17 protein-coding genes, 2 tRNA genes and 1 pseudogene are annotated in these 22,874 nt (G+C 72.5%); 6 read left to right on the top strand and 14 right to left on the bottom strand.

Going from position 1 to position 22,874, the window contains the following annotated elements:
- Positions 1 to 424 precede the first annotated feature (424 nt).
- Positions 425 to 1,267, bottom strand: coding sequence for a DUF2797 domain-containing protein (locus ACZ6JY_RS06435; protein WP_469192807.1), 843 nt, complete (start codon positions 1,265 to 1,267; stop codon positions 425 to 427).
- A gap of 156 nt (positions 1,268 to 1,423) precedes the next feature.
- Between ACZ6JY_RS06435 and ACZ6JY_RS06430 the strand changes: the two are divergent.
- A pseudogene (locus tag ACZ6JY_RS06430) lies at positions 1,424 to 1,588 on the top strand (NUDIX hydrolase); the annotation flags it as partial.
- A 58-nt stretch (positions 1,589 to 1,646) separates the two neighbouring features.
- On the opposite strand, the gene ACZ6JY_RS06425 reads toward ACZ6JY_RS06430, so the two are convergent.
- Positions 1,647 to 1,719: transfer RNA gene (locus tag ACZ6JY_RS06425), tRNA-Arg, on the bottom strand.
- A 260-nt stretch (positions 1,720 to 1,979) separates the two neighbouring features.
- Positions 1,980 to 2,070, bottom strand: a tRNA-Ser gene (locus ACZ6JY_RS06420).
- Between the two features lie 250 nt (positions 2,071 to 2,320).
- Here ACZ6JY_RS06420 and ACZ6JY_RS06415 point away from each other — a divergent pair.
- Together ACZ6JY_RS06415 and ACZ6JY_RS06410 are read left to right on the top strand one after the other, a co-directional pair.
- The gene (locus ACZ6JY_RS06415; protein ID WP_469192805.1) at positions 2,321 to 2,746 is read left to right on the top strand and encodes an SSI family serine proteinase inhibitor; all 426 of its coding nucleotides are present in this window, start codon (positions 2,321 to 2,323) and stop codon (positions 2,744 to 2,746) included.
- 230 nt (positions 2,747 to 2,976) lie between these two features.
- Positions 2,977 to 7,953 (top strand): PAS domain-containing protein, encoded by a 4,977-nt coding sequence (locus ACZ6JY_RS06410; RefSeq protein WP_469192803.1) that lies wholly within the window; start codon positions 2,977 to 2,979, stop codon positions 7,951 to 7,953.
- A gap of 112 nt (positions 7,954 to 8,065) precedes the next feature.
- Here the strand turns inward: ACZ6JY_RS06410 and ACZ6JY_RS06405 are convergent, their stop codons facing one another.
- Positions 8,066 to 8,641, bottom strand: a complete 576-nt coding sequence (locus ACZ6JY_RS06405) for a TetR/AcrR family transcriptional regulator (protein ID WP_469192801.1) — start codon at positions 8,639 to 8,641, stop codon at positions 8,066 to 8,068.
- A 159-nt stretch (positions 8,642 to 8,800) separates the two neighbouring features.
- Between ACZ6JY_RS06405 and ACZ6JY_RS06400 the strand changes: the two genes are divergently transcribed.
- Positions 8,801 to 10,147, top strand: a complete 1,347-nt coding sequence (locus ACZ6JY_RS06400) for an MFS transporter (RefSeq protein WP_469192800.1) — start codon at positions 8,801 to 8,803, stop codon at positions 10,145 to 10,147.
- On the opposite strand, the gene ACZ6JY_RS06395 is transcribed toward ACZ6JY_RS06400, so the two are convergent.
- The 9 genes from ACZ6JY_RS06395 to ACZ6JY_RS06355 form a co-directional block, all read right to left on the bottom strand.
- Positions 10,134 to 11,804, bottom strand: coding sequence for a long-chain fatty acid--CoA ligase (locus tag ACZ6JY_RS06395; RefSeq protein ID WP_469192798.1), 1,671 nt, complete (start codon positions 11,802 to 11,804; stop codon positions 10,134 to 10,136). The two genes, ACZ6JY_RS06400 and ACZ6JY_RS06395, sit on opposite strands and share 14 nt — an antisense overlap.
- Positions 11,805 to 11,923: 119 nt before the next feature.
- A complete protein-coding gene (locus ACZ6JY_RS06390) occupies positions 11,924 to 12,505 on the bottom strand; it encodes a SigE family RNA polymerase sigma factor (protein WP_469192796.1) in 582 nt (193 codons plus the stop codon).
- Positions 12,506 to 12,688: 183 nt separating this feature from the next.
- Positions 12,689 to 13,738 carry a DUF1906 domain-containing protein gene (locus ACZ6JY_RS06385; RefSeq protein WP_469192795.1) on the bottom strand — a complete coding sequence of 350 codons (1,050 nt, stop codon included), beginning with the start codon at positions 13,736 to 13,738 and terminating at the stop codon, positions 12,689 to 12,691.
- Between the two features lie 67 nt (positions 13,739 to 13,805).
- Entirely contained in the window at positions 13,806 to 14,972 is a 1,167-nt protein-coding gene (locus tag ACZ6JY_RS06380) for a lipid-transfer protein (protein ID WP_469192793.1), read from the bottom strand.
- Positions 14,969 to 15,376 (bottom strand): MaoC/PaaZ C-terminal domain-containing protein, encoded by a 408-nt coding sequence (locus ACZ6JY_RS06375; protein WP_469192790.1) that lies wholly within the window; start codon positions 15,374 to 15,376, stop codon positions 14,969 to 14,971. The genes ACZ6JY_RS06380 and ACZ6JY_RS06375 overlap by 4 nt, the downstream gene beginning before the upstream one ends.
- Before the next feature lie 59 nt (positions 15,377 to 15,435).
- Complete coding sequence (locus ACZ6JY_RS06370) at positions 15,436 to 16,542, bottom strand: acyl-CoA dehydrogenase family protein (protein ID WP_469192788.1); 1,107 nt, start codon at positions 16,540 to 16,542, stop codon at positions 15,436 to 15,438.
- A 1-nt stretch (position 16,543) separates the two neighbouring features.
- Positions 16,544 to 17,611 (bottom strand): bifunctional MaoC family dehydratase N-terminal/OB-fold nucleic acid binding domain-containing protein, encoded by a 1,068-nt coding sequence (locus ACZ6JY_RS06365; protein WP_469192786.1) that lies wholly within the window; start codon positions 17,609 to 17,611, stop codon positions 16,544 to 16,546.
- 53 nt (positions 17,612 to 17,664) lie between these two features.
- A complete protein-coding gene (locus tag ACZ6JY_RS06360; protein ID WP_469192784.1) occupies positions 17,665 to 18,906 on the bottom strand; it encodes an acyl-CoA dehydrogenase family protein in 1,242 nt (413 codons plus the stop codon).
- Between the two features lie 219 nt (positions 18,907 to 19,125).
- Positions 19,126 to 19,437: a hypothetical protein gene (locus tag ACZ6JY_RS06355; protein ID WP_469192782.1), complete on the bottom strand. Its 312-nt coding sequence runs from the start codon at positions 19,435 to 19,437 to the stop codon at positions 19,126 to 19,128.
- Positions 19,438 to 20,023: 586 nt separating this feature from the next.
- Between ACZ6JY_RS06355 and ACZ6JY_RS06350 the strand changes: the two genes are divergently transcribed.
- Both ACZ6JY_RS06350 and ACZ6JY_RS06345 read left to right on the top strand, forming a co-directional pair.
- A complete protein-coding gene (locus tag ACZ6JY_RS06350) occupies positions 20,024 to 20,917 on the top strand; it encodes a bifunctional DNA primase/polymerase (RefSeq protein ID WP_469192781.1) in 894 nt (297 codons plus the stop codon).
- A 283-nt stretch (positions 20,918 to 21,200) separates the two neighbouring features.
- Complete coding sequence (locus tag ACZ6JY_RS06345; protein WP_469192779.1) at positions 21,201 to 21,488, top strand: WGxxGxxG family protein; 288 nt, start codon at positions 21,201 to 21,203, stop codon at positions 21,486 to 21,488.
- 102 nt (positions 21,489 to 21,590) lie between these two features.
- Here the strand turns inward: ACZ6JY_RS06345 and ACZ6JY_RS06340 are convergent, their stop codons facing one another.
- Positions 21,591 to 22,472, bottom strand: a complete 882-nt coding sequence (locus ACZ6JY_RS06340; RefSeq protein ID WP_469192777.1) for a hypothetical protein — start codon at positions 22,470 to 22,472, stop codon at positions 21,591 to 21,593.
- Between the last annotated feature and the right edge of the window lie 402 nt (positions 22,473 to 22,874).

Genomic DNA, 22,874 nt, shown 5'->3' with positions numbered 1-22,874 from the left:
GGGCAACGACCGGAGACCGGCTGCGGGCAGGCCGAAGGCCGACTCTGACGGAGACCGAGGACCGACCGTGGGCGGACCGCAGACCGGCTCCGGCGCAGGCCGGAGACCAACCGCGACGCGGACCGAAGGCCGACTCTGACGAAGTCCGCAGAACCACCGCGACGCGGCTGGAAGGCGACCATGGCGAGCCGGAGGCCAGCCGAAGGCCAAGTCTGGCGGAGGCAGGAGACCGACCGTGGACGCACGGCACCGCACCGCACCGACCCTGCCGAGGGCCAGCCCAGGCGCCCACCCGCCAAAGACCACCCGCACCGGCCCAGCCCAGCTCACCCCAGCCCAGCTCACCCCAAGCCAGGCCAGCTCAGCGCAGCCCCCCCCAGCCAAAGACCACCCGCAGCGGAACAAGCAGAGCGGAGCGGCCCCGTCAGAAGAGCCCCTCCTGCTCCGCACCGCGCCCCGCCTCCTCGCCCCCGATCTCCCGCACCGGCACGCTCACGCCACCCCCCGCATCCGCCCTCACCAGCGTCCACCCCACGAGCACCCGCGTATCAACGACCAGGAGCCCGGGTACGCCCGCCACCTCCAGGTGGAGATCCGGCCCGGCGGCCGCCACGAGCCGCCCCCCGACGCTCCCGTCGGCGACCAGCTCCCGTACCACTCCGGTGGCTTCGCCCTCAAGAGCCGCGAGGCCGAATGCCGGGGCGTGGTCGACCGCCTCGAAGTCCAGCCGTCGCAACGCCTCGGCCCAGCCGTCGAGGGCCACGGCCCGCCCGTACAGCTCCTCCAACTCCCGGTCCCGCTCGCCCCAGTCGGGCAACGCCGCCCGTACCGCCCGCTTGCGCGCGTACGGCACCCGGTCCGGCACCCCCAGTGCCGCCCGCAGCAACTCCTCCGTCCGCCGAGCCGCCATAAGCGGCCCGCGCCCGAGCCAGCAGAACGCCACGGCACCCTGTTCGAGCAGCCGTACGGAACCCCGTTCCTCCGCGGTGATGCCGACCTTGACCAGCCCCGGCCCGAACCACGCCAGGTACACCCGGTACGTACGCGGATCGTCGGGTACCCCGTCCGCGGCCACGGAGAAGGCCCGGTCGAGCCGCGCGCACTCCGGGCACCGCGCCTGCGTGGCCCGGCCTGGCACCACGGCCCGCAGCGGACAGGCGTTCCCCCGCGCCCCCACGCACCGCCGCTCACCCACGGCCCGGAACCCGACCGCCTGCCCGTACGCGAGCGAACTGGTCCGGCCCCCCGCCCACCGCAGCACGGGCATCCCCTCCGGCCACCCGAGCCCCACACAACGCCACTCCACCGCCGCGCACCCCTTCCACCGGGCAGTACACCCGCCACATCCGCCACACGGGCCACGCCCACCACAGCGCATACCGCTCCTCCGGCCACCCGGACCAGTTATATGCGGACCAGCTCAGCCGACGGAGCAACGTACGAGGGACCACCGACCGAGAAGAATGAGTCGAACCGGATCAAGGGGATCCCACTGACCGACGTGCGACCCATGACCGACCGCCGCGACATCGTCAGCAGCGGCTCCCTGATGGGACTGCTCTACGTACGAAGTCCGGACGACGGTTGATGTCACCCACGAACGCCAAAGGCCCCGTCCGGCGAACCGGCGGGGCCTTTGACCTGTGTGCACTCGGCAGGATTCGAACCTGCAACCTTCTGATCCGTAGTCAGATGCTCTATCCGTTAAGCTACGAGTGCTTGTGCTTCCGGGGTTTTTTCTGCCCCGTCGGCGTTGCGAGAACAACATTACATGACCTGCGCCGTGAGGCGAAATCCGATTCCCGCAGCCGCCCTGAGGCCGCCCTGAGCTGGGCAGACACCCCCAGCAGGTCTCCCCAGTAGGTCTCCCCAGTAGGTCTCCCAGCGGCTCCCCCCAGCAGCCAGTCGTCCGGCCACGCCCGCGGTCCCGGGAACGACCGAAGCCCCGGTCGCGGACGACCGGGGCTTCGGGCTTGCAGCGGAGGCGGAGGGATTTGAACCCTCGATGGGATTTAAGTCCCAAACCGCATTAGCAGTGCGGCGCCATAGACCGGACTAGGCGACGCCTCCAGCTTGCACACCGCCGCGAGCGCGGGGGTGCGTGCAGATGATGACACAGCCAGGCGGCGTGTCACCAATCGCGGCCTCCACGGTACTAGGAGCGCGCCCCGCAGGGCAAAGCGCTTCCCCCCGTCCGCGACCCCGTCCGCGACCTCGTACGCAACCCCGTCCGGAATCCCGTCCGTGACGTCCCGCGACGGACGGCGTTAGAAGCGGTAGAGCCACCCGTGCACGTTCCGCCGACCCCTGTGGAGTCCCCATGCTGCGCCGTCTCCTCCTCACCGCCGCCGCCTCCGCCGCCGCGCTGTCCGCCGTGCCGCCCGCCGCGCAGGCTGCCGAGCACCCCGTAGCCCCGACCGACCGGCTCACCATCACCGTCGCCGACTCGGGGAGCGACGACGGTACGTACGTACTCGACTGTCATCGCACGGGCGGCACGCACCCGAATGCCGAGAAGGCGTGCGCGCGCCTCGACGAGGTCACGGTCTACGGCAAGGACCCCTTCGCCAGGACGCCGCGCGGCGCGATGTGCACCATGCAGTACGGCGGGCCCGCCACCGCGCGCGTGACGGGGACCTGGCAGGGGCGGCCCGTCGACGCGACGTACGACCGCAGCGACGGCTGCGAGATCTCCCGCTGGAACCACCTCGTCCCCGTGCTCCCCGACACCTCCGCGCGGGCGTGACCTCGTGACGTACCGGCGCGTCGGCCGCCCGTCGTGCGAGGGCGGCCCTCGGCCCCTCCGTGACCTGGCGGTACGGAAAACTCACATCTTCTGCGTGCGACCTCCCTCTCATCCGGCGTCGCGCCCGCAACCACTCCCCGTAGACTCCCTCCCGTGACACGCCACGGACCGAGGGGCAAGATGGTCTGAGCGAGTCGGCAAGCAGCGGTAACCAGGGAGGAAGCGTCGTCGTGAGCAGCAGGCCATCCCGAGGCGCTGCTCGCCTCGCAGCCATACTCGACGCGCTCCCGGACGCCCTGGTGCTCGTCAACGCCAACGGCACCGTGGTGAACGCCAACGCGATCGCCCTCGAGGCGTTCGAGACGCCGGGCACGGCCCTGGTGGGCCGCGGACTGCTCGATCTGCTGCCGGAGTTCGACTCCCGGCTCATCCCCGGGTCCATGCGGCGCCCTGACACCATCGACGACCGCGGCAGGACCAAGCCCACCCGGATGACCGCGCGCCGCACGGACGGCACCGAGTTCCCCGTCGAGGTGACCAGCTCCCCGCTGGAGGACGGCAGGGACGCGTACGACCAGTACGGATACACCGGCGACGAGCTGCTGATGCTCGTCGTACGGGACCTTTCGGGCACCGTGGACACCGAGGCCGAGCTGGCGCGTTCGCAGCGGCAGACCGAGATGATCCTGCGCGCCGCGGCCGAGGGCGTCGTCGGCACGGACACCGAGGGGCGCGTCGTCCTGGTCAACCCGGCCGCCGCGCAGATACTGGGCTTCCGGGCGAGCGACCTCGGCGGGCAGGAACTGCACCCGCTGGTCCTGCACTCGCGGGCCGACGGCGAGCCCTTCCCCTACGACGAGTCCCCGCTCGCCGACACGCTCCGCTCCGGACGCAAGCACCGGGTGCGCGGACAGGTCCTGTGGTCCAAGAGCGGCGCCCAGGTGCCGGTCGACCTGACGACGTCGCCGGTGCGTGACGGGGACCAACTGGTCGGCGCGGTGATGACGTTCACCGACCGCAGGCCCTACGACGAGCTGGCCGAGAAGCACGAGGCCGCCCTCGCCCGGCACGCGGAGGAGCTGCGTGCCGCCGCCGAGGAGCGCGCCGCCGAGATCAAGGCCGCCGAGGAGCAGCGGGCCGAGGAGCTCGCCGCCGAACAGGAGCGGTACGCGGCGCTCGCCGAGCGCGAGAAGGACCGCTTCGAGGAGCTGGCCGAGCGCGAGAAGGCGCGGTACGACGCGCTCGCCGCGCGGCACGAGCAACTGCTCGCCGTCCTCGGCTCGTCGCTGCGCGGGCCCCTGGACGAGCTGCGCCAGGAGCTCGCCGCCCTCGCCTCGGACGACGCGGGCCAGCTCTGGCCCGAGGCCAACCAGGTCCTGCACCACCTCTCCGCCGGGTACGCCCGGATGACCACGCTCGTCGACAACGTCCTCGGCTTCCAGCGCCTCGACGCGGGGGACGAGCGGCTTTCCCGTACGCCCGTCATGCTCGACGCGGTCATCGCCACCGGTGTGGAGGGCGCGGTCGAGCTGATCGGGCCCGGGCGCGCGCAGTTCGCGGTGCACGCGCCGCCGATCGAGATCTCGGTCGACGCGGGGCGGCTCGCCACGGCCGTGGCCCATCTCGTCGCGGACGTGGCCGGAATCGACGCCACCGGCAACACGCGCGCGGGTGCCGCCTCCGGCGCGGCCGGTGGCTACGTCGACTCGACCATCGTCGTGGCCGCCGCGCAGCGGGGCGAGGTCGTCCGCATCGAGGTGCGAGGGCCGTACGCCGGTGGCGATCCGGTGCACGAGCCGATCGTGCGGGGCATCGTGCGGGCGCACGGCGGTGTGTTGCAGACGCACGAGGTGCCGGGCATGAGCGGCAGCGCGTACGTACTTGAAGTGCCGATCGGGGCGGGCTCTACGGAGAGGGCTGTTTCCGGGGCGGGCTCTACGGAGAGTGGTGTTTCGGGAGCGGGCTCTACGGAGACATCGATTTCCGTGGCCGGGGCTCCCGGAGCGGCGGCCGGCGGTGCTGTCGCCCTGCCTGTTTCCGTGCCCGAGCAGGCTACGGGCGGCGGGCGTCGGCGGGCTCGGCGTCCCTCGGTGGACTCCTTCCTGGAGAGCGGCGTCCCGGAAGCGGCCTCCAGTGGCCCTGCGGCCGGTGCGCCCGCCGCGCCGACCGGTACGGGGCGACGCAGGGGACGGCGTGCCGCGGAGGCCTCGCCGGACACCCTCGGCGGTTCGGTGACGACCGCTCCGGGGGCCGGGCCGGGAACCAGGCCGGTGGCCAGGCCGGGCGGAATCGGTGCGCAGGCGCGGGCTTCGGAGACGTCCGGCGGGGCTGCCGATGTCACGGGTGGTGTCACGAGCGTGCCCAGCGGTGCGTCCGGTGGTGAGCCCAGTGGTGAGCCCGGTGGTGGCGCTTCGGGCGGGACCGGGCGGCGACGTGGGCGGCCCAGTGCCGCCGAGATTTCCCAAGGCGCTGCGGGCGCTGCGGGGGGCGCAGGGGCCACGGGGGCTTCTGGCTCGGCGGGCTCCATCGGAACTGGCGGCTCCGGCGGTTCCGTCGGCTCCGTGGTGACTGCGGCCGAGCATGCCGCCGGGTCCGCCGCGCTGGGGCAGGCGGTGCCGCCGCAGGGCGTTCCCGTACCCGCGGGCGGTACGGGGCGTCGCGCACGGCGTGGCGGTGAGCAGCACGCGCTGCCCGCGCTCGCCTCGGGGCCTTCGGAGGCGTCCGGCGCTCCCGGCACCGAACTCGCCGCGGTGGAGGCCGCGCACGGCGATGCCGCGCGGCCCACGGGGCGTCGGGCACGGCGTGCGCTGGCCGCGGCCAAGGAGCGTGCGGCGGCCGAGGAGACGAACAGCGGGCGTGTCTTCGCCCTGCCGCCCGCCACAGCCGACCGCGCGCCGGGCCAGGAGCCCGGCGGCCAGGAGCCCAGCGGCCAGGATCTCGCCGGACAAGAAGTCGGCGGACAGGAAGTCGGCAGCCAGGGAATCGGCGGACAGGGAATCGCGGGCCACGCGGGCGTGGGCCGGCCCGGAGCCGGTCAGACCGGCGTCGGCCATGCCGTGGTGAACCAAGGCGCTGTCGCCGTGAGCCAGGGAACTCTCCGCCCGGACACCGAGCCGCACGGCACCGATCCGTATGGCACCGAGCCGTATGGCACGGGTGCTCAGGGCGGGGCTGATCAGCGTGCCCAGGGGGGCGCTGCCCAGGGTGGCGCCGACCCGAGCGGTCTCGGCCAGGCCGTGCTGAACCAGGCGGCGGCCGGCCGTGCCGCGGTCGGCGAGGCTCCGCTGCCCGGAGGGTTCGCGGGCGCCGGGGCGCCGGGTCCGCAGCGGTATCCGGGCGTCCGGGGTGAGGGCACCGGGCAGCACACCGCCGCGGGGCACGTACCGGGTGACGACCACACGCCGCCGCAGCCGCATCCCTCGCAGGTTCCTACGGGGCGCCGGCACTCCCGGCAGGCCCCCTCGGACCCGAGGGCGGCTCAGGGCGGTGCTTCGGGGACGGCGGTTCCTCCGCGGCAGGCCGCTCCTCAGGGCCCGGCGGCCACGGGCAACCCGGCGGCCACGGCGGGACCTGCGGCACCGTCAGCCCCGGGCGCACCGTCAGCCCCGGGCACCCCGGGAGCCCCCGCGGCCCCCGGCCCGCTCCCCGACCCGCAGCCATGGCCGGAGGGCGCCACCCCGGCGGCCGGTGTCCCGACGCAGGGCGACCCGCGCTCCACGGGCACTCAGGCGCAAAGCACCCCGGCGCAAGGCACCCAGGCACAGGGCACCCCGGCGCAAGGCACCCCCTACCCCATGGCCACGCCGACGCCCGGCGTTCCGCACCCCACGGGCACCCCGGCGCACGGCGTTCCGGCGTCCGCCCCCCAGGGCACCGCTCTGCCGCCGGAGCGCGGTACGCAGGCGCGCGCCGCTCAGCCGCTGCCCGCGGAGTCCGCGCCGGTTGACCCCAACTCGACGCAGGGGCGCGCGTTCAGCGTGCGCACGCTCGGGCAGGGCGTGCCGTTCGGCCGGCAGATCGCCGAGCAGCAACGCGGTCCGCAGGACGAGGCGGCCGTGCCCGCCCAGGACCGCCGCCCGACGCGCAACCCTCGTATCCCACAGGCACCGCAGGCACCGCAAGCACCGCAAGCACCGCAGGCACCGCAGCCTCCGCTGCCGCCCGAGGCAGGCCCTGAGCAGCCGCAAGGACCTGCCCCGCAGCAGCCTTCGAGCGGTTCCGGGCGTCGGCGCAGGCTGGGCACGCCGCCGGACCCCGCCGCCGACGAGCGCCCGGAGGCTTCGGCGCGCCCGCACACGCAGCCCCACACTTCCGGCCCGGCGCTGCCCCAGTCCCGTATCGCCACCCCGTCGGAGGGCGCCGGACGTTCGTACGCGATCGGCGCACCGGACCAGGACGCCGACGAGGGCCCGGAGCCGCTGGACGGTCCCGGCGGCGCGGTCGAGGTCTCCAACCGGCCCCAGCCCCAGCCGATGGACGACGAACTGCCGCCCGAGCCGCTGGACAACCCGCGCCGCCTCCTGGTGTGGCCCGCGCCCGACGTCACCACCCAGCAGGCGCTCAGCGACCGGGGCTACCGTCCCGTGATCGTGCACTCGCGCGAGGAGGTCGACGCGCAGATCGCGGCGTTCCCCGCGGCCCTGTTCGTGGACCCGCTGACCGGCCCGATCACCCGCACGGCCCTCCAGTCGCTGCGCCAGGCCGCGGTCGCCGCCGAGGTGCCCGTGCTCGTGACGGCCGGCCTCGGCCAGGCGACGCGGGAGGCGGCGTACGGCGCCGATCCCGCCGTACTCCTGAAGGCCCTCGCGCCCCGCGACAGTGAGCAGCACCCGCCGCGGGTCCTGCTCATCGAGGAGCACGAGGAGATCGCGCTCGCCCTGACCGCCACGCTGGAGCGGCGCGGCATGCAGGTGGCGCGGGCCGAGAGCGACGCGGACGCGGTGACGCTGGCGGCGCAGATGCGGCCGAACCTCGTAGTGATGGACCTGCACCAGGTGCGCCGCCGCAGGGCCGGGATCATCGACTGGCTGCGGGCGAACGGGCGGTTGAACCGCACTCCGCTGGTCGTCTACACCGCCGCCGTCGACGAGACGGAGCTGCCGCGGCTCGCCGCCGGTGAGACGGTGCTCTTCCTCGCGGAGCGTTCGACGAGCACCGAGGTGCAGAGCCGCATCGTGGACCTGCTGGCGAAGATCGGTACGAACTGAGCCGCCGGGCCCCGGGCTGTTCGGCGCGCGTCAGGGTGCACGCGAGCGCGCGCGTCAGAACGCGTGTCGGAGCGCACGTCAGTGCACGCCAGCGCACGCGTCAGGGCGCGCGTCAGGCGGTGATCCGCCGCACGGCAGCCTTGATGGAGGCGCGCAGCAGGTCTCTGTCGGCCTGTTCGTCGCCGACGAGGATGCGCCGCATCTGCGGCACGGCCGTGGACCAGCCGGCCAGCGCGATCACCATGAAGAGCAGGTGCGGCGCGGGGATGTCGTCGCTGATGACGCCGCGCTCCTGGGCTTCGCGCAGCACGGAGACCTTGCGGTCGTAGTGGTCGCGGCGCTCCTCCTCGTCGGGGAGGTCGCCGGTGCCGTACTCGATGCCCTCCCAGAAGAGCAGCCGCAGCAGTTCGGGCCGGGTGGCGTGGTAGTCCATGAGCCGGTCCATCCAGCCGTCCAAGTCGTCCGGGTCGACGGGGTTGGCGACGGCCATCTCCAGCATCCGCTTCTCCAGGACCTGGGTGAACAGCTCGGCCTTGTTGCCGAAATAGGCATAGATGAGCTGTTTATTGGCCTTCGCCTCGCTCGCGATGCGGTCGATACGGGCGCCCGCGATGCCGTACCGGGCGAACTCCGCGACCGCCGCATCGAAGATCCGCGCCTTGGTGGCCTCGGGGTCTCTGACTGCCATGGGTCCAGAGTAGGCCACCCCCTTCGGGTAACCAACTGGTTGGTTGCTTGACAGGACGCCCACGCCGGGCGCAGACTCATTCCAACCAACCAGTTGGTTGCCTTCGTGGCGGCCACCGCGCCAGTTCTTGTACGACGGTCGTGAAGGAGTCCGCCGCTCATGCCTTCCGCAACACCACCCAACACGGACTCGCATACGGCGGCCTCAAGACAGCCGGGCTCGCGTACGGCGGCCCCGCAACCGCAGGACTCACATACGGCGGCTCCCCGGCCGAAGCCGGACGGCCGGCAGCCGGACGGTCACGTCCCGCTCCCCGTCCCGCACGGCCTCTTCCTCGGTCTCATCGCCGTCTGCACGGCGGTGACCGCCGCCAACATCTACATCGCGGCGCCGCTGCTCCCCCTGATCGCCCGTGACTTCGGGTCCACCCCGTCGGCCATCGCGTGGGTCGCCTCGGTCGCCCAGTTCGGGTATACCGCGGGGCTGCTCTTCTTCGCGCCGCTGGGCGCGAGCGTGAACCGCCGCAGACTCGTCGCCGTGCTCGCGGTGGTCACCGCCGGGGCGCTCTCGCTGGGCGCGGCGGCATCGGGGGCCACCGCTCTGGCGGCGGCCGTCCTGGTGGCGTCCGCCGCGACGGTCGTGCCGCAGCTGCTCGTGCCGCTGGTCGCCGAGCGGGCGCCCGCGCACCGGCGGGCCAGCCATGTCGCGGCGCTCATAGCGGGCCTCTTCACGGGCGTCGTCGCGGCGCGCGTGCTCGGCGGACTCGCCGGCCAGGCCTTCGGGTGGCGTTACGTCTTCGTGGGCGCCGCCGTGCTGACGGCTCTGCTGGGCCTCGCCACGGCCGCCGTGCTGCCCGCCGAGGGCCGCCGCCGGTCGGGGCCGCTCTTCGCGGGCCTGGCCCAACTGCCGGGCGTGGTGCGCGGCTCGGCCGAGCTGCGCCGAGCCTGCATACGACAGGGCGGGATGTACGGGGCGTGGAGCGCGCTGTGGACCTCGCTCGCCCTGCTCCTCACCGACAAGGGCGCGGACGGGTATGGGCTGACGACCGCCACGGCGGGCCTGTTCGGGCTCTTCGGCCTCGCGGCGAGCATCGTGGCCCCGCTCGCGGGCGGCCTGGTCGACCGCTTCGGCGCGGCGAAGATCGTGGCGTACGGGTACGGGCTCGCGGCGGTGTCGGTGCCCCTGTTCTGGCTGGGCGGCGGCGGGGTCCTCTGGGCGCTGTGCGCGGCGGCGGTCGTGATCCACATGGCGCTGGTCTCCAGCCACATCGCCAACCAGACCCTGGCGCTGACGACCACCTCCACCCCGGCGGTCGCCAATACTGCCTACGTGGTGGCCGGTTTCGCGGGCGGCGCCCTGGCCTCCGCGTTCGCGGCCGGGGCGTTCACCCACTTCGGCTGGACAGGTGTGTGCGCGGTCGCCGCCCTTTGGCTGGTGCTCGGCTGGGCGACGACCGCGATACCGGGCCGCGGGGCCCGTGGGCCCCGTGGGGTCAGAGCTGCGTGACGTCCAGTTCCCCGTCGGCGTACTGCCTGCGCAGGACCTTCTTGTCGAACTTGCCGACGCTGGTCTTGGGGACGGCGGCGATGGTGGCCCAGCGCTCGGGGAGCTGCCACTTGGCGACGGTGCCGGCGAGGAAGTCTCGGAGAGTGGCGTAGTCAGCGGTGGCGTCCTCGTTCAGGACGACCGTGGCGAGCGGGCGTTCACCCCACTTGTCGTCGGGGACGGCCACCACGGCGGCCTCCGCGACGTCGGGGTGGGCCATCAGGGCGTTCTCCAGCTCGACCGACGAGATCCACTCGCCGCCCGACTTGATGACGTCCTTCGCCCGGTCGGTGAGGGTGAGGAAGCCGTCGGAGCTGATCACGCCGACGTCACCGGTCTTCAGCCAGCCGTCCTCGCTGAACTTGTCGTCCGGCCTGAGGCTCTCGCCGCCCGCGCCGCCGTAGTAGGCGCCCGCGATCCAGGGGCCGCGCACCTCCAGCTCACCGGCCGACTCGCCGTCCCAGGGGAGGTGTTCGCCGCCGGGGCCGACCAGGCGGGCTTCGACGGACGCGGGGAAGCGGCCCTGGGTGAGCCGGTAGCCGAACTCCTCGTCGGTGCCGATCGCGTGGGCCGGCGGCCGGGCGATCGTGCCGAGCGGTGACGTCTCCGTCATGCCCCAGGCGTGACAGACCCGCATGCCGAGGCGGTCGAAGGCCTCCATCAGGGACGGCGGACAGGCCGATCCGCCGATGGTGACCTGGCCGAGGGAGCTGACGTCGCGCGGCTTCGCGGTGAGCTCGGCGAGCAGGCCCTGCCAGATGGTGGGGACGGCGGCGGCGTGAGTGGGCCGCTCGGCCTCGATCATCTCGGCGAGCGGGGCGGGCTGGAGGAAGCGGTCCGGCATCAGCATGTTGACGCCGGTCATGAGGGTGGCGTGCGGCAGCCCCCAGGCGTTGACGTGGAACTGCGGGACGACGACCAGGGAGGTGTCCGAGTCGGACAGGCCCATGGACTGGGCCATGTTGACCTGCATGGAGTGGAGGTAGATGGAGCGGTGGGAGTAGACGACGCCCTTGGGGTCACCGGTGGTGCCGGAGGTGTAGCACATGGCGGCGGCCGCGCGTTCGTCCAGCTCGGGCCAGTCATAGACGGTGGGCTTCCCGGCGAGCAGCTCCTCGTACTCGTGGACCTGGGCCCGCGCGCCCGCCAGGAGGGCGCGGTCACCGGGTCCGGAGACCACGATGTGCTCGACGCCCGGCATCTGGGGGAGAAGCGGCGCGAGGAGGCCGAGGAGGGAACCGTTGACGATGATGACGCGGTCCGCGGCGTGGTCGACGATCCACGTGAGCTGGTCCGCGGGCAGCCGCAGATTGAGGGTGTGCAGGACGGCGCCCATGCAGGGCACGGCGTAGTAGGCCTCGACGTGCTCGGCGTTGTTCCACATGAACGTCGCCACACGCTCGTCGTCCGTGACGCCGAGGTCCTCGCGCAGGGCGTGGGCGAGCTGTGCGGTGCGTTCGCCTATCTCGCGGAAGCTGCGGCGCTGCGGGGCGCCGTCGCCGGTCCAGGTGATGACCTGGGACGTCCCGTGCACGGTCGACCCGTGACGGAGGATGCGGGTGACGGTCAGCGGTACGTCCTGCATCGTGCTCAGCACGGCGTCCTCCTGGGGCGACATTGCCTACGCGGCAGTAGGGGCTGCGCTGATTCTGCGCGCATACCGCTCGGTATGTCACTACTCCAGGGAATGATCGATCATCGGGCGTGCCGGGCCAGCGGACCGGGGTCAGCTCCGGGTCAGCGGACCGGGGTCAGCTCCGGGTCGTCGCGGAGTTTGCCGAGGGCGCGCGACACCGCGCTCTTCACCGTGCCGATGGAGACGCCGAGCACCTCGGCGGTCTGGGCCTCGCTGAGGTCCTCGTAGTACCTGAGTACCACCATCGCCCGCTGCCGCGTCGGCAGCTTCATGATCGCGTGCCACATCGCGTCGCGGAGCACCTGCTGCTCGGCCGGGTCCCCGGCCGGCGTCACATCGGGCTCCGGCAGCTCGTCGCACGCGAACTCGTCGACCTTGCGCTTGCGCCACTGCGAGGTGCGCGTGTTCAGCAGGGCGCGGCGCACGTAACCGTCGAGCGCGCGATGGTCCTCGATGCGGTCCCACGCGACATACGTCTTGGTCAGGGCGGTCTGGAGCAGGTCCTCGGCATCGCTCGGGTTCGCGGTCAGCGAGCGGGCGGTGCGCAGCAGTACGGGCTGGCGTGCCCGTACGTAGGACGCGAACGACGGGTAGGCGAAGGACCCCGTGGCCCGTGCCGGACCCGTCCCCCGCGTCGCGGCCTTCGATGCGCTGGTGCACACGGACACCATGGATGCGGTCATGGCTCCACGCTAGAAGCGCCCCCTACTTCAGCGGATCGGCCCCAGGTCCCGAAGCCATGTCCGCCTCAGGTTGTACGAGTGGGGCCTGCCCCACCTCCTACAGGTGGAGGAGGCGAGCACATCCCTGAGGGTTCACCCCTGAGAGCCGCCCCGGCGCGCGGGCACCGGGGCGGGTGCGGGCGGCTACCGGAAGCGCGCCACGGGGGCGTGCACCAGGTTGCGGTCGATCAACAGCGTGCGCCCGCCGTGCCGCTCCTTGACGTTCCCCGCGTACTGGTGGATGCGGCGCGCGGGCCGCCAGGCGTTGTCGCCGAGGGCCGGCTCCCCGTACAGGCGCGGCGTGGTGCGCCAGCGCGCGAACCACATCACCGACGGGAGGTCCCTCTTGCCCGCCCGCCGGGCCACGTCCATGTGCCGTACGCCGGAGTCGGCGCTGCTGTAGAAGCCGGGCAGGTAGCCGCTCGCGCGCACCGCGCGGTTCCACGCCTGGATGAAGGCGAGCGTGGTGCGGCCGCACGCCTTCTGCTTGTACGCGTACGCCTCCATGTCCAGGTAGAGCGCGCTGCCCGCCTGGATGCCGTAGGCCTTGGCCCTGCGGACCGCGTCGCGGCCCTCGTTCTTCCCCTGGGTCGTCGGGTACCGGCCGATGGGCACCCCCTTCTTGTTCTTGGCGCCGACGCAGGGCGACTGCGAGCCCACGTACACCGGAAGGACCCGCCACCCGTTGGCGTGCACCGCGCGCATCCAGCTCCGGCTCAGGTTCGGCTGGTTCTTGCAGGCACGGCCGCGGCCCGCGTAGTAGACGCCGATGGCGCGGTACTTGGAGCTCTTCCAGCGGCGCATGGTGTCGGCGGTGGGGGCGATGCAGGTGTCGAACGCGTAGCCACGGAAGGTGGACACCTTGGCCGGCGCCTTCACGGGTGCCTTGTCGGGTTCCTTGACGGGCTCCTTGGCCGGCTCCGTGGCCGGCGTCTTGGCGGGCGCCGTGGTGGGCGCCGTAGTGGCAGCCGTGGTGGGCGCCGCGGGAGGCTCCGTGGTGGGCGCCTCGGCGGCAGCCGTGGCAGGCGCCTTGCCGGGCGCCGTGGCGGAAGCCGTGGTGTCGGACGCCGAGGCCGTCGTGTCGGACGCCGAGGCCGTCGCGTCGCTGTCGGTGGGGGCGGCCGAGGCGCGCGGCGGGGACGCGGTCATGTCGAGGGAGAGTGCGGCAAGGACCAGGACAAGTCCAATGATCATTTTTCGGAGACGCATACGCCGTAGTGAACGGCTCGGGCCCCGCCGCGGCCCGAGGACACGCGCGCGTTCAGCCGTCCGACCCCAATATCAGCCCCGATGTGGGGACACCCGTGCCGGCCGTGACCAGCGTGCGCGCGGCACCTTGAATCTGGTTCACGGATGTGCCGCGCACCTGCCGGACGGCCTCGGCTATGCCGTTCATCCCGTGGAGGTACGCCTCGCCGAGCTGGCCGCCGTGGGTGTTGAGCGGCAGCCGCTCCTCGGCGACGAACCCCGCCGCCTCCCCGGGTCCGCAGAACCCGAACTCCTCCAGCTGCGTCAGCACGAACGGCGTGAAGTGGTCGTAGAGGATGCCGACGTCGATGTCGGCCGGGCCGAGCCCCGACGTCCGCCAGAGCTGCGTCGCCACGACGCTCATCTCCGGGAGCCCGGTCAGGTCGTCACGGTAGAAGCTGGTCATCTGCTCCTGCGCCCGGCCCGCGCCCTGGGCCGCCGCCGTGATCACGGCAGGGGGGTGCGGCAGATCGCGGGCCCGTTCGACGCTGGTCACGACGATCGCCTGGCCGCCGTCCGTCTCCTGGCAGCAGTCCAGGAGACGCAGGGGTTCGACGATCCAGCGGGAGGCGGCGTGGTCCGCGAGGGTGATCGGCTTCCCGTGGAAGTACGCCGCCGGGTTGGTCGCCGCGTACTTCCGGTCCGTCACCGCCACGGGGCCGAAGGCGTCCGGTGTGAGCCCGTACGCGTGGAGATAGCGCTGGGCCGCCATCGCCACCCAGGAGGCGGGGGTCAGCAGGCCGAACGGCAGCGCCCAGCCGAGCGCGGCCCCCTCGGCGGACGCCTCGCGCCGCTGCACCCCGGAGCCGAACCTCCGCCCCGAGCGCTCGTTGAACGCCCGATAGCAGACCACGACTTCGGCCAGGCCCGACGCCACCGCGAGCGCCGCCTGCTGCACGGTGGCGCAGGCCGCGCCGCCGCCGTAGTGGACGCGGGAGAAGAAGGACAGCTCGCCGATGCCCGCCGCCTGGGCCACCGTGATCTCCGGGCTGGTGTCCATGGTGAAGGTGACCATGCCGTCGACGTCGGCGGGGGCGAGCCCCGCGTCGTCGAGCGCCGCCCGCACGGCCTCCACGGCCAGCTTCAGCTCACTGCGTCCGGAGTCCTTGGAGAACTCCGTCGCCCCGATGCCGGCGATCGCCGCCCTGCCGCCGAGGCTGTCGCGCGTACGGAGACTCATGCGGCGCCTCCCGCCGGGACGGTCACGGTCACGGTGCCGGTGACGTGCCTGCCGATTCCGTTGGCCCCGACAACCCTGACAGTGGCCGTCTCGCCCTCGCGTGACGCCTCGACCCGCTCGACGACGCCGGTCAGGACCATGGTGTCGCCGGGGTGGTTGGGCGCGCCGAGCCGTATCGCCACCTTGCGCAGGATCGCCGTGGGGCCGAAGTGGTCGGTGATGTAGCGGCCGACGAGACCGTTGGTCGTCAGGATGTTCATGAAGATGTCGGGCGATCCCTTCGCCCGCGCGAGCTCCGCGTCGTGGTGCACGTCCTGGTAGTCGCGGGAGGCGATGGCCCCGGCGACGATCAGGGTGCGCGTGATCGGCACCGTCAGTGGCGGTAGCGTCTCGCCTGGCCTCATACGATCCTTCCCGCCGGCGGCTCCACCACCGGGGCCCATATCGGCCACACCACCGGGCTTCATACCGGTTCCTCCCTAGCGGCGGCCGTACTCGCCGCTCCCTCGGCCAGCAACGCCCCCAGTTCCTCAAGGACTTCGCTGCCGCACCCCAGGTACGCGTCCAGTTGCCGTCCCCACAGGAAGTGCCGGTGCACGGGATGGCCCAGGTCGGCGCCCGTGCCGCCGTGCAGATGCTGCCCCGTGTGCACGACCCGCTTGCCCGCCTCCGACGCCCACCAGGCCGCCGTCAGCGCGTGCGTCCCGTACGGCAGGCCCGCGTCACGGCGCCAGGCCGCCTCGTACGCGGTGACCCGGATCGCCTCGGTGTCCATGTACGCGTCGGCCGCCCGGAGTTGGACGCCCTGCTTGGCGGCGAGCGGACGGCCGAACTGCTCCCGCATGTTGGTGTGCGCCACCGCTCGGGCCAGCGATCCCGCGCACACCCCGGCCTGTAGCCCGGCGAAAGCCGTGCGCGCGCTCGCCAGTACGTCGTCGTACGCCGTGACGCCCCCGATCCGCTCCCCGGGCGCCCCCCTGAGAACCAGCCGCCCCGCCGCCCAGGGCGCGGTCAGCTCGACGGGCTCCACCCCGGCTCCGGCCACGGGTACCAGCCACAGGCCGCGATCGGCGGCGGCGACCAGGACGTGCGTGGCGTCCCTCAGCCAGGGCACCCACGGGACCGTGCCGTGCAGCACCCCGCGCCGCGCCCCGCCCCGCGCCCCGTCCGCAGCCGCCGTCGCGTCGGCCACGTCCGCCGAAGCCTCCACCCCGCCCCGCGCCGGAAAGGCGCCCGTGGCCACCGCCGTCCCCTGCCGCAGCGCGGGCAGCAGCCGGTCCCGCTGCTCCCGCGTGCCGTGCGCGGCCACGGCGAGGAGCCCGTAGACACAGCTCGCCGCGAACGGCACCTGGGCGGTCACCCGGCCCTGCTCCTCGAGGAGCAGGACGAGACCGAGCAGCCCGATGTCCTCCACCGCGTCCGGCAGCCCCGCCGCGCAGAGCGCCTTCCACAGCTCGGCGTCCGAACCCGTGCCCGCCGCCGCGAGCCGCTCCGGCGTGGCCAGGTCCCCGAAGATCTCCGCGGCGAGCGCACGGGCGGCGGCCTGCTCCTCCGTGGGCGTGAAATCCATGTCAGCCCCCGCCTCCCACGCCGGCGCCGGAGGCCCCGTTGCCGCCCGAAGCGCCGCTGTCGCCCGAGGCGCCGCCGTCGCCCGAAGCGCGGAACACCGGCAGTTCGAGCTCCTCGTCCACCCGCTGGAACTCCAGCCGCACCGGCATCCCGATCCGCACCTCGTCGTACGGCACCCCGACGACATTGCTGATGATCCGCACGCCTTCCGCCAGTTCGACGAGCCCCACCGCGTAGGGGGGATCGAAGGCCGGGAAGGGCGGATGGTGCATCACGACGTACGAGTAGACCGTGCCCTCGCCGCTCGCCGTGACGGTGTCCCACTCGGCGCAGCCGCAGGCGTTGCACCCCGGCAGCCAGGGGAAACGCAGCACACCGCACTCGCCGCAGCGCTGGATCAGCAGACGGTGGGCGGCGACCCCCTCCCAGAACCCGGCGTTGTCCCGATTGACCACCGGCCGAGGCCGCCTGGCCACCGGCCCCGATCGCTCGCCCACCGGACCGGACCCCTCGCCCACCGGCCCGGGTCGCTCGCCCACCGGCTCCCGGCGCGCGGCGGGGGCGTACTTGAGGATGCGGAAGCGGTGCGTACCGGCGAGTTCGCCGTCCGCCCTGACGTCCATCCGCGTGGTGACGAAGTGGCCCGTGCCGAGCTTGGTGGTCTTGCGCTCGGACACCGACTCGATCACCGCGTCGAAGGTGATCAGGTCACCGGGCCGCAGCGCCCGTACGTACTCCTGCTCGCAGTCGGTGGCGACGACCGAGGTGTAGCCCGCCCCGTCGAGCAGGGCGAACAACGTGTCGTACGCGTCCGAACGCCCCTCGTGCCCCGAGAGCCCGCCCATCGTCCACGCCTGAAGCATCGTCGGGGGCGCCACCTGATCCGGGCCCGCGTACGCCGGGTTGGCGTCGCCCATGGCCTCGCACCAGTGCCTGATCATGGACGCGTTGACCGGGTCCTTGCCGCGCCCCGCCACTGCGGCGGCCCGCCCCTCGAACGCCTTCAGCTCCGCGTACGAGAGCCCCTTGCCCACGGCCTCCGCGGCCCGGACGCCCCGCGTCCCCTCCACCCCCCGCACACCTCCCACCACCTGCTCCCCACCCCTCACCTGCTCCCCACCCCTCATCGGCTCCCCCTCCGCATCCCGAGCCGCATCGTCGCAACGATCTCGCGCTGGACCTCGCTCACCCCGCCCCCGAACGTGTTGATCTGCGCGGCCCTGTTCAGCCGCTCCAGCTCGCCGTCCCCGGCCTGCCCCGGTGAACCGGCCCGTACGAGTCCGGCCTCACCCGTGATCTCCTGGCACATCCGGTACACCTCGACCGCCGACTCGGTCCCCGCGAACTTCACGCCGCTCGCGTCCCCGGGCGTCAACCGGTCCACCCCCACGTCTCCCACGAGACGCCAGTTGAGCAGGCGGGTCGCGGCGAGCCGGGCGTGCGCCTCGGCCAGCCTCGACCGCACCCACGGCGCGTCGGTCCGGCGCTCGCCCGTCACCGGATCGGGGGTGCGCGCGGCCTCCAGCGCCGCCGCGAAGAAGTCCTCGGCCTGCATGCCGAGCGCGGCCAGCGCCACCCGCTCGTGGTTGAGCTGGTTGGTGATGAGGCTCCAGCCGCCGTTCTCCTCGCTGACGAGGTTCGCGGCGGGCACCCGTACGCCGTCGTAGTAGGTCGCCGTCGTCGTCAGGCCTCCCACGGTCTCGATCGGCGTCCAGGAGAACCCGGGCGCGTCCGTCGGTACGAGGATGATCGAGATGCCCTGGTGCTTCGGGGCGCCGGGGCCGGTGCGGCAGGCGAGCCAGATCCAGTCGGCGTTCTGGGCGTTGGAGGTGAAGATCTTCTGGCCGTCGATCAGCCAGTCGTCCCCGTCCCTGACGGCCCTGGTCCGCAGCGAGGCCAGGTCGGTGCCCGCCGAGGGCTCGCTGTATCCGATGGCGAAGACGAGCTCGCCGCTGAGGATGCGCGGCAGGAACGCGGCCTTCTGCGCCTCGGTGCCGTACTTCATGAGGGTGGGGCCGACGGTGTTCAGGGTCACCATGGACACCGGTGCGCCGGCGCGGTGCGCCTCGTCGAAGAAGACGAACTGTTCGTCGGCGCCCCGCCCCTGGCCGCCGTACTCGACGGGCCAGCCGAGCCCGAGCATGCCGTCCGCGCCGATGCGCCGCAGCAGAGCCCGCTGCCCGGCCGCGTCCGCGCCACCGGGAGGGCCTTCGGGCGTACCTCCGGGTGCGCCGTCGGGCGCGACGTCAGGTCCATTCGGGACACCACGCGCGGGCACGCCGCCATGTCCAGGCATGACGTCGCGGAAGTACGCACGCAGTTCGGCACGGAGCTGCCGTTGGCGTTCGGTGGGGGCGAGGTGCACGCTGCCGGCCTTTCCATCGGGTGCCGGACCGCTTCTGACTCCTGACGGTTTCTGACTGTCCGTCAGGTAGCTCGTCGGTGTCAAGACGTCGCGCCCCCACACACGGCTGTGCGGCGACGCCGAAGCGTCGCCGCACAGGACCCACTACCCCTCACACCCCTGGGCGCCGGTCGCGCCCACCCCGCGGAGCCGTCCCGAGCGGCTCCGCGGAGCCCCGGCTCACCAGAGCTCGGTGAAGTTGACGGCGATGTTCTCGTTGGACTGGTAGATCGGGGTCCATGCCGAGCCGTTCACCTGGGCGTTGTTGTTCTGGTTCGAGGCGCCGTTGCCAACGGCCTGCTGCTGCGTGGTGGACGAGTTGCCGTGGTTGTCGTCCCCGACGCCACTGCCGTTGACGGTCGCCACACCGGCGTTCGACCCGTTGCCCGCGATGGCGCCGTTGTCGGCCGTCGCGACGCCCGTGAAGAGGGCGGCGGCCAGGGGCAGTGCCGCGACGGCGGCGATGACGCGGACGGTACGGATGCTTGCCATGTCTTATTCCTCCGGAACAGGAGTACGCACCGGCGAAGAGCCGGAGGTACCGAGAAGTACGGCTTGGCCAAAACGGTCGGCCGACCGCCTGACGTGCCGGCCGACCACCTGAAGTACCGGCCGACCGCCTGGAATGCCGGTCGACCACCTGAAGTACCGGCCGACCGCCCTGGAATGCCGGTCGACCACCTGAAGTACCGGCCGACCGCCCTGGAATGCCGGTCGACCACCTGAAGTACCGGCCGACCGCCCTGGAGAGCCGGTCGACCACCTTGAAGTGCTGCACGACGTCGCGGGATCAGAGTCGCCCACCGAATCCCCGTCGAACCACCCCGGAAGAGCGGAATCCCCCTCAAGCGTGAGGACTTGTCGATAAACACCCGATGCGCACTTCGGGGCGCGGGGCTGTCCCAAAACCCCCGCTCACGCGCGGGCGCCATTCCACCTGCTCCAGGCCCCCCAAGGGGCGAAGCGTTACGGCGGCCACGCGCAGGAGGGGCTTGATCTGGCGCGCGGAACGGCCCCCCGGACCCGTCCCGGACGACGACCCCTTCCCTTCTTCGAACACGCGTACGAAACTAATCTCATGGCCATCACCGACCGCCATGCCGCCGCCCTCGCGCTCGCGCACGCCCTGTCCGCCGCCGAGCGCGGGCTCGCGGTGATCCCGCTGTCCCGTACGAAACTGCCGGCGGTGCGCTCTCCGCACCCCCTGTCCCCGTCCGAGCCGGTGGCCGGCCCCCGCCCCTGTCACGGCGAGTGCGGCCGCCCCGGCCACGGGGTGTACGACGCGTCGAGCGACCCGCGGCGCATCCGCGAGCTCTTCGCCGCCGCCCCGCGGGCCACCGGCTACGGCATCGCCTGCGGGCTGCCCCCGCACCATCTGATCGGCATCGACCTGGACACCAAGTCCGGCACCGACGCCTCGGCGGCCCTGCGTGAGATCGCGCTGCGGCACCTCTTCACGATCCCCGAGACCGTCGTCGTCACCACGCCGAGCGGTGGCCGCCACATCTGGCTGGCCGGGCCGCCGGGCACCGTGGTGCCCAACTCGGCGGGGCGGCTGGCCCCCGGCATCGACATCCGAGGCGCCGGCGGCTACCTCGTGGGCCCCGGCTCCCACACCGAGCACGGCGTCTACGGCACCGCCCCTGGCACGGCCCACCTGCCGCCCGCGCCCTGCCCGCCGGCTCTGCTGCGCCTGCTCACCCCACCGCCTCGCCCGCCGCACCGCGCCAGGCCCCGCCCGAACGGGCCCGGCGGCGCGCAACAAGGCCAAGGCCTGGTCCAGTTCGTACTGGCGGCACACGAGGGCCAGCGCAACACCCGCCTCTTCTGGGCAGCCTGCCGCGCCTACGAGAACGACTTCGGCGAGGCCCTGGCCCCCCACCTCGTGGCCGCCGCACTCCGCGTGGGCCTCACGGAACACGAGGCCCAAGCGACGATCGCGTCGGCGGCACGGCTGACGGGGCACGCGTAGAGCGGGCGCGCGGAGAACGGCGGACGCACCCGACGCACCCGACGCACCCGACGCACCCGATGCGCCCGATGCGCCCGATGCGCCCGATGCGCCCGATGCGCCCGATGCGCCCGGGGGAGGATCACCCGTTTGCCCTAATACCCCCGATGCCCCGCACACCCCCGGTAAATAGGCTCAGCCGCACTTCAGAAGGGACTTTCGGGCCCTCCTGAGTTGCGCGGCCCGGCGGCGTCACGCGACATGGGGTGCAAGACCCCGTCCGTGGGTCATGCAAGGAGGAACTATGCGTCGCACGACTATCGGTGCTCTCCTGACCGCCGCTCTCCTCGCGGGCCCCGCTGTCGCCACCGCGGAAGCGCAGACGCCGGTGGTGGCCCAGGCAAGCGTGGCGCAGGCTGCCCCGGTCCAGGCGCCGGATGACGACAACAAGGACGATGACAACGGAGGATGGGGCCTATGGGGCCTCGCCGGTCTGCTGGGTCTGCTCGGTCTCATCCCGCGCCGCCGGAAGACGCCCGACACGGGCCATCGCGGCACAGGAGGCGGCGCCCACCCCAACGACCGTCTGTGACACAGACGCTCGTCAGGCCCGCCTTCCTGGCTGACACCAGCGTCTGCCACCAACGGCTCACCCCCCGGGCCAAAGAGAACGGCCCCCGACCGATCCACCCGGTCAGGGGCCGTTCTCCCAAGCCGTGGGGAACACCGAGCGGCTGACGCTCCCGACCTCGCCGCTTAGGACGATCATCTCGGTCTTCTGCCCCCTCTGACCTCTCACGGAGGAAGAGGTTCCCGACCTGATTTCAATGCGTACATCGTCGCTGTCCTTAATGACATACGTCGAGTTCTCCCGCCTCCATCCGACAGGCAGCAGGTAGTACCGGTGATCACGCTCGATCAACAGTCGAAGATTGGTGTACCGATATCGGAAGTGTGTGCCCTTCCCCAGGTCTGCGACGCGAGGACCTGGCGGGGCAAAGCTCAACTTTTCAGCACTCAGTAGAATCACGCTGACTCGCCGGACCAAGTGTTGGGAGTCTTGACGAGCGTCCTTGCGACCTAAGTCCCCGGCCACCAGGGCCACTGCCCAGACCAGGCAGAGGCCGGCGATCACGAGGGATGACGCGAACCTCCAGACCGGTTCGAGCGGTTGCCCTGAAGGATTCGCCGAGCGAAGGCGTCCCAATAGCACTCCGGTTGCCACCAGTAGTGGCGCAACCCACGCGAACGGCTGGATCCGGGACCACAGCACCATTAACAGTGCTCCGCCGGCAAGGAACACATAGTGAGACTTCGCCACTATGCGCCCCAGCTCCGCCACCTTGCCCAAATACCGTTCGGGAACCCGTAGATAACGCAGAAGTCGCGGAACGGCCGGCAGTAGTAGCGCCACAGTCAGAATCTCAAGGACAGGCATAGTGGCGAGCCGGAGGCTTCGGATCACCAGCTCGTCGGGACTGAACCCCATGGCAAAGTTGTCGAGATGGAAGTATCCGAAGTATGCGTTGGTATAGATGTAACCCGTGTATAACATCAGTACGCCGATGAACGCCACGGTCCCCACAGCGGAGTTGAAGAGTTCCAGGTTGGGGCCGCTGTCTCCTGCTGAAGCGGGCTCTGACTGAGACCTGGCGCGAGTGGAGCGGACGCGAACGCCGGCCACCGTGGAGCGACCAGTGCGGCGGTACCGCGGCGATCGGTTCGGCTCACGCGACGAGGCAGGAGAGCCGGCGAGCCGCCGGTTACGGAGGGCGCCCACTCTGCTAGCTCTCGGGGCTGTTGCGACGCTGACTGTCCGGCGGGGCCGAACACGTGGCGGCGGGCGATGACGTCATCCAGCAAGGGTCGGGAGGCTGAGTCGACGGCGGATCTCCCACGAGACCAGGGTCGGTGGTGTCGAAGGAGCCGGGGTCCCTTGGCTCCGGGTCCAGGGGCGGGATGCCGCGATCACCATTCC

This window comes from Streptomyces sp. NPDC046335 (genome assembly GCF_055587985.1).
The sequence above is the reverse complement of the archived record's forward strand: the minus strand, read 5'-3'. Positions and strand labels throughout refer to the sequence as shown.

Coding starts and splice junctions, on each gene's coding strand:
- ACZ6JY_RS06380 (WP_469192793.1), bottom strand. CDS start 14,972: ATGAGTCTCCGTACGCGCGACAGCCTCGGCGGCAGGGCGGCGATCGCC.
- ACZ6JY_RS06415 (WP_469192805.1), top strand. CDS start 2,321: ATGCTGCGCCGTCTCCTCCTCACCGCCGCCGCCTCCGCCGCCGCGCTG.
- ACZ6JY_RS06395 (WP_469192798.1), bottom strand. CDS start 11,804: ATGTCGCCCCAGGAGGACGCCGTGCTGAGCACGATGCAGGACGTACCG.
- ACZ6JY_RS06390 (WP_469192796.1), bottom strand. CDS start 12,505: ATGACCGCATCCATGGTGTCCGTGTGCACCAGCGCATCGAAGGCCGCG.
- ACZ6JY_RS06385 (WP_469192795.1), bottom strand. CDS start 13,738: ATGATCATTGGACTTGTCCTGGTCCTTGCCGCACTCTCCCTCGACATG.
- ACZ6JY_RS06345 (WP_469192779.1), top strand. CDS start 21,201: ATGCGTCGCACGACTATCGGTGCTCTCCTGACCGCCGCTCTCCTCGCG.
- ACZ6JY_RS06355 (WP_469192782.1), bottom strand. CDS start 19,437: ATGGCAAGCATCCGTACCGTCCGCGTCATCGCCGCCGTCGCGGCACTG.
- ACZ6JY_RS06405 (WP_469192801.1), bottom strand. CDS start 8,641: ATGGCAGTCAGAGACCCCGAGGCCACCAAGGCGCGGATCTTCGATGCG.
- ACZ6JY_RS06370 (WP_469192788.1), bottom strand. CDS start 16,542: ATGGATTTCACGCCCACGGAGGAGCAGGCCGCCGCCCGTGCGCTCGCC.
- ACZ6JY_RS06350 (WP_469192781.1), top strand. CDS start 20,024: ATGGCCATCACCGACCGCCATGCCGCCGCCCTCGCGCTCGCGCACGCC.
- ACZ6JY_RS06400 (WP_469192800.1), top strand. CDS start 8,801: ATGCCTTCCGCAACACCACCCAACACGGACTCGCATACGGCGGCCTCA.
- ACZ6JY_RS06375 (WP_469192790.1), bottom strand. CDS start 15,376: ATGAGGCCAGGCGAGACGCTACCGCCACTGACGGTGCCGATCACGCGC.
- ACZ6JY_RS06435 (WP_469192807.1), bottom strand. CDS start 1,267: ATGCCCGTGCTGCGGTGGGCGGGGGGCCGGACCAGTTCGCTCGCGTAC.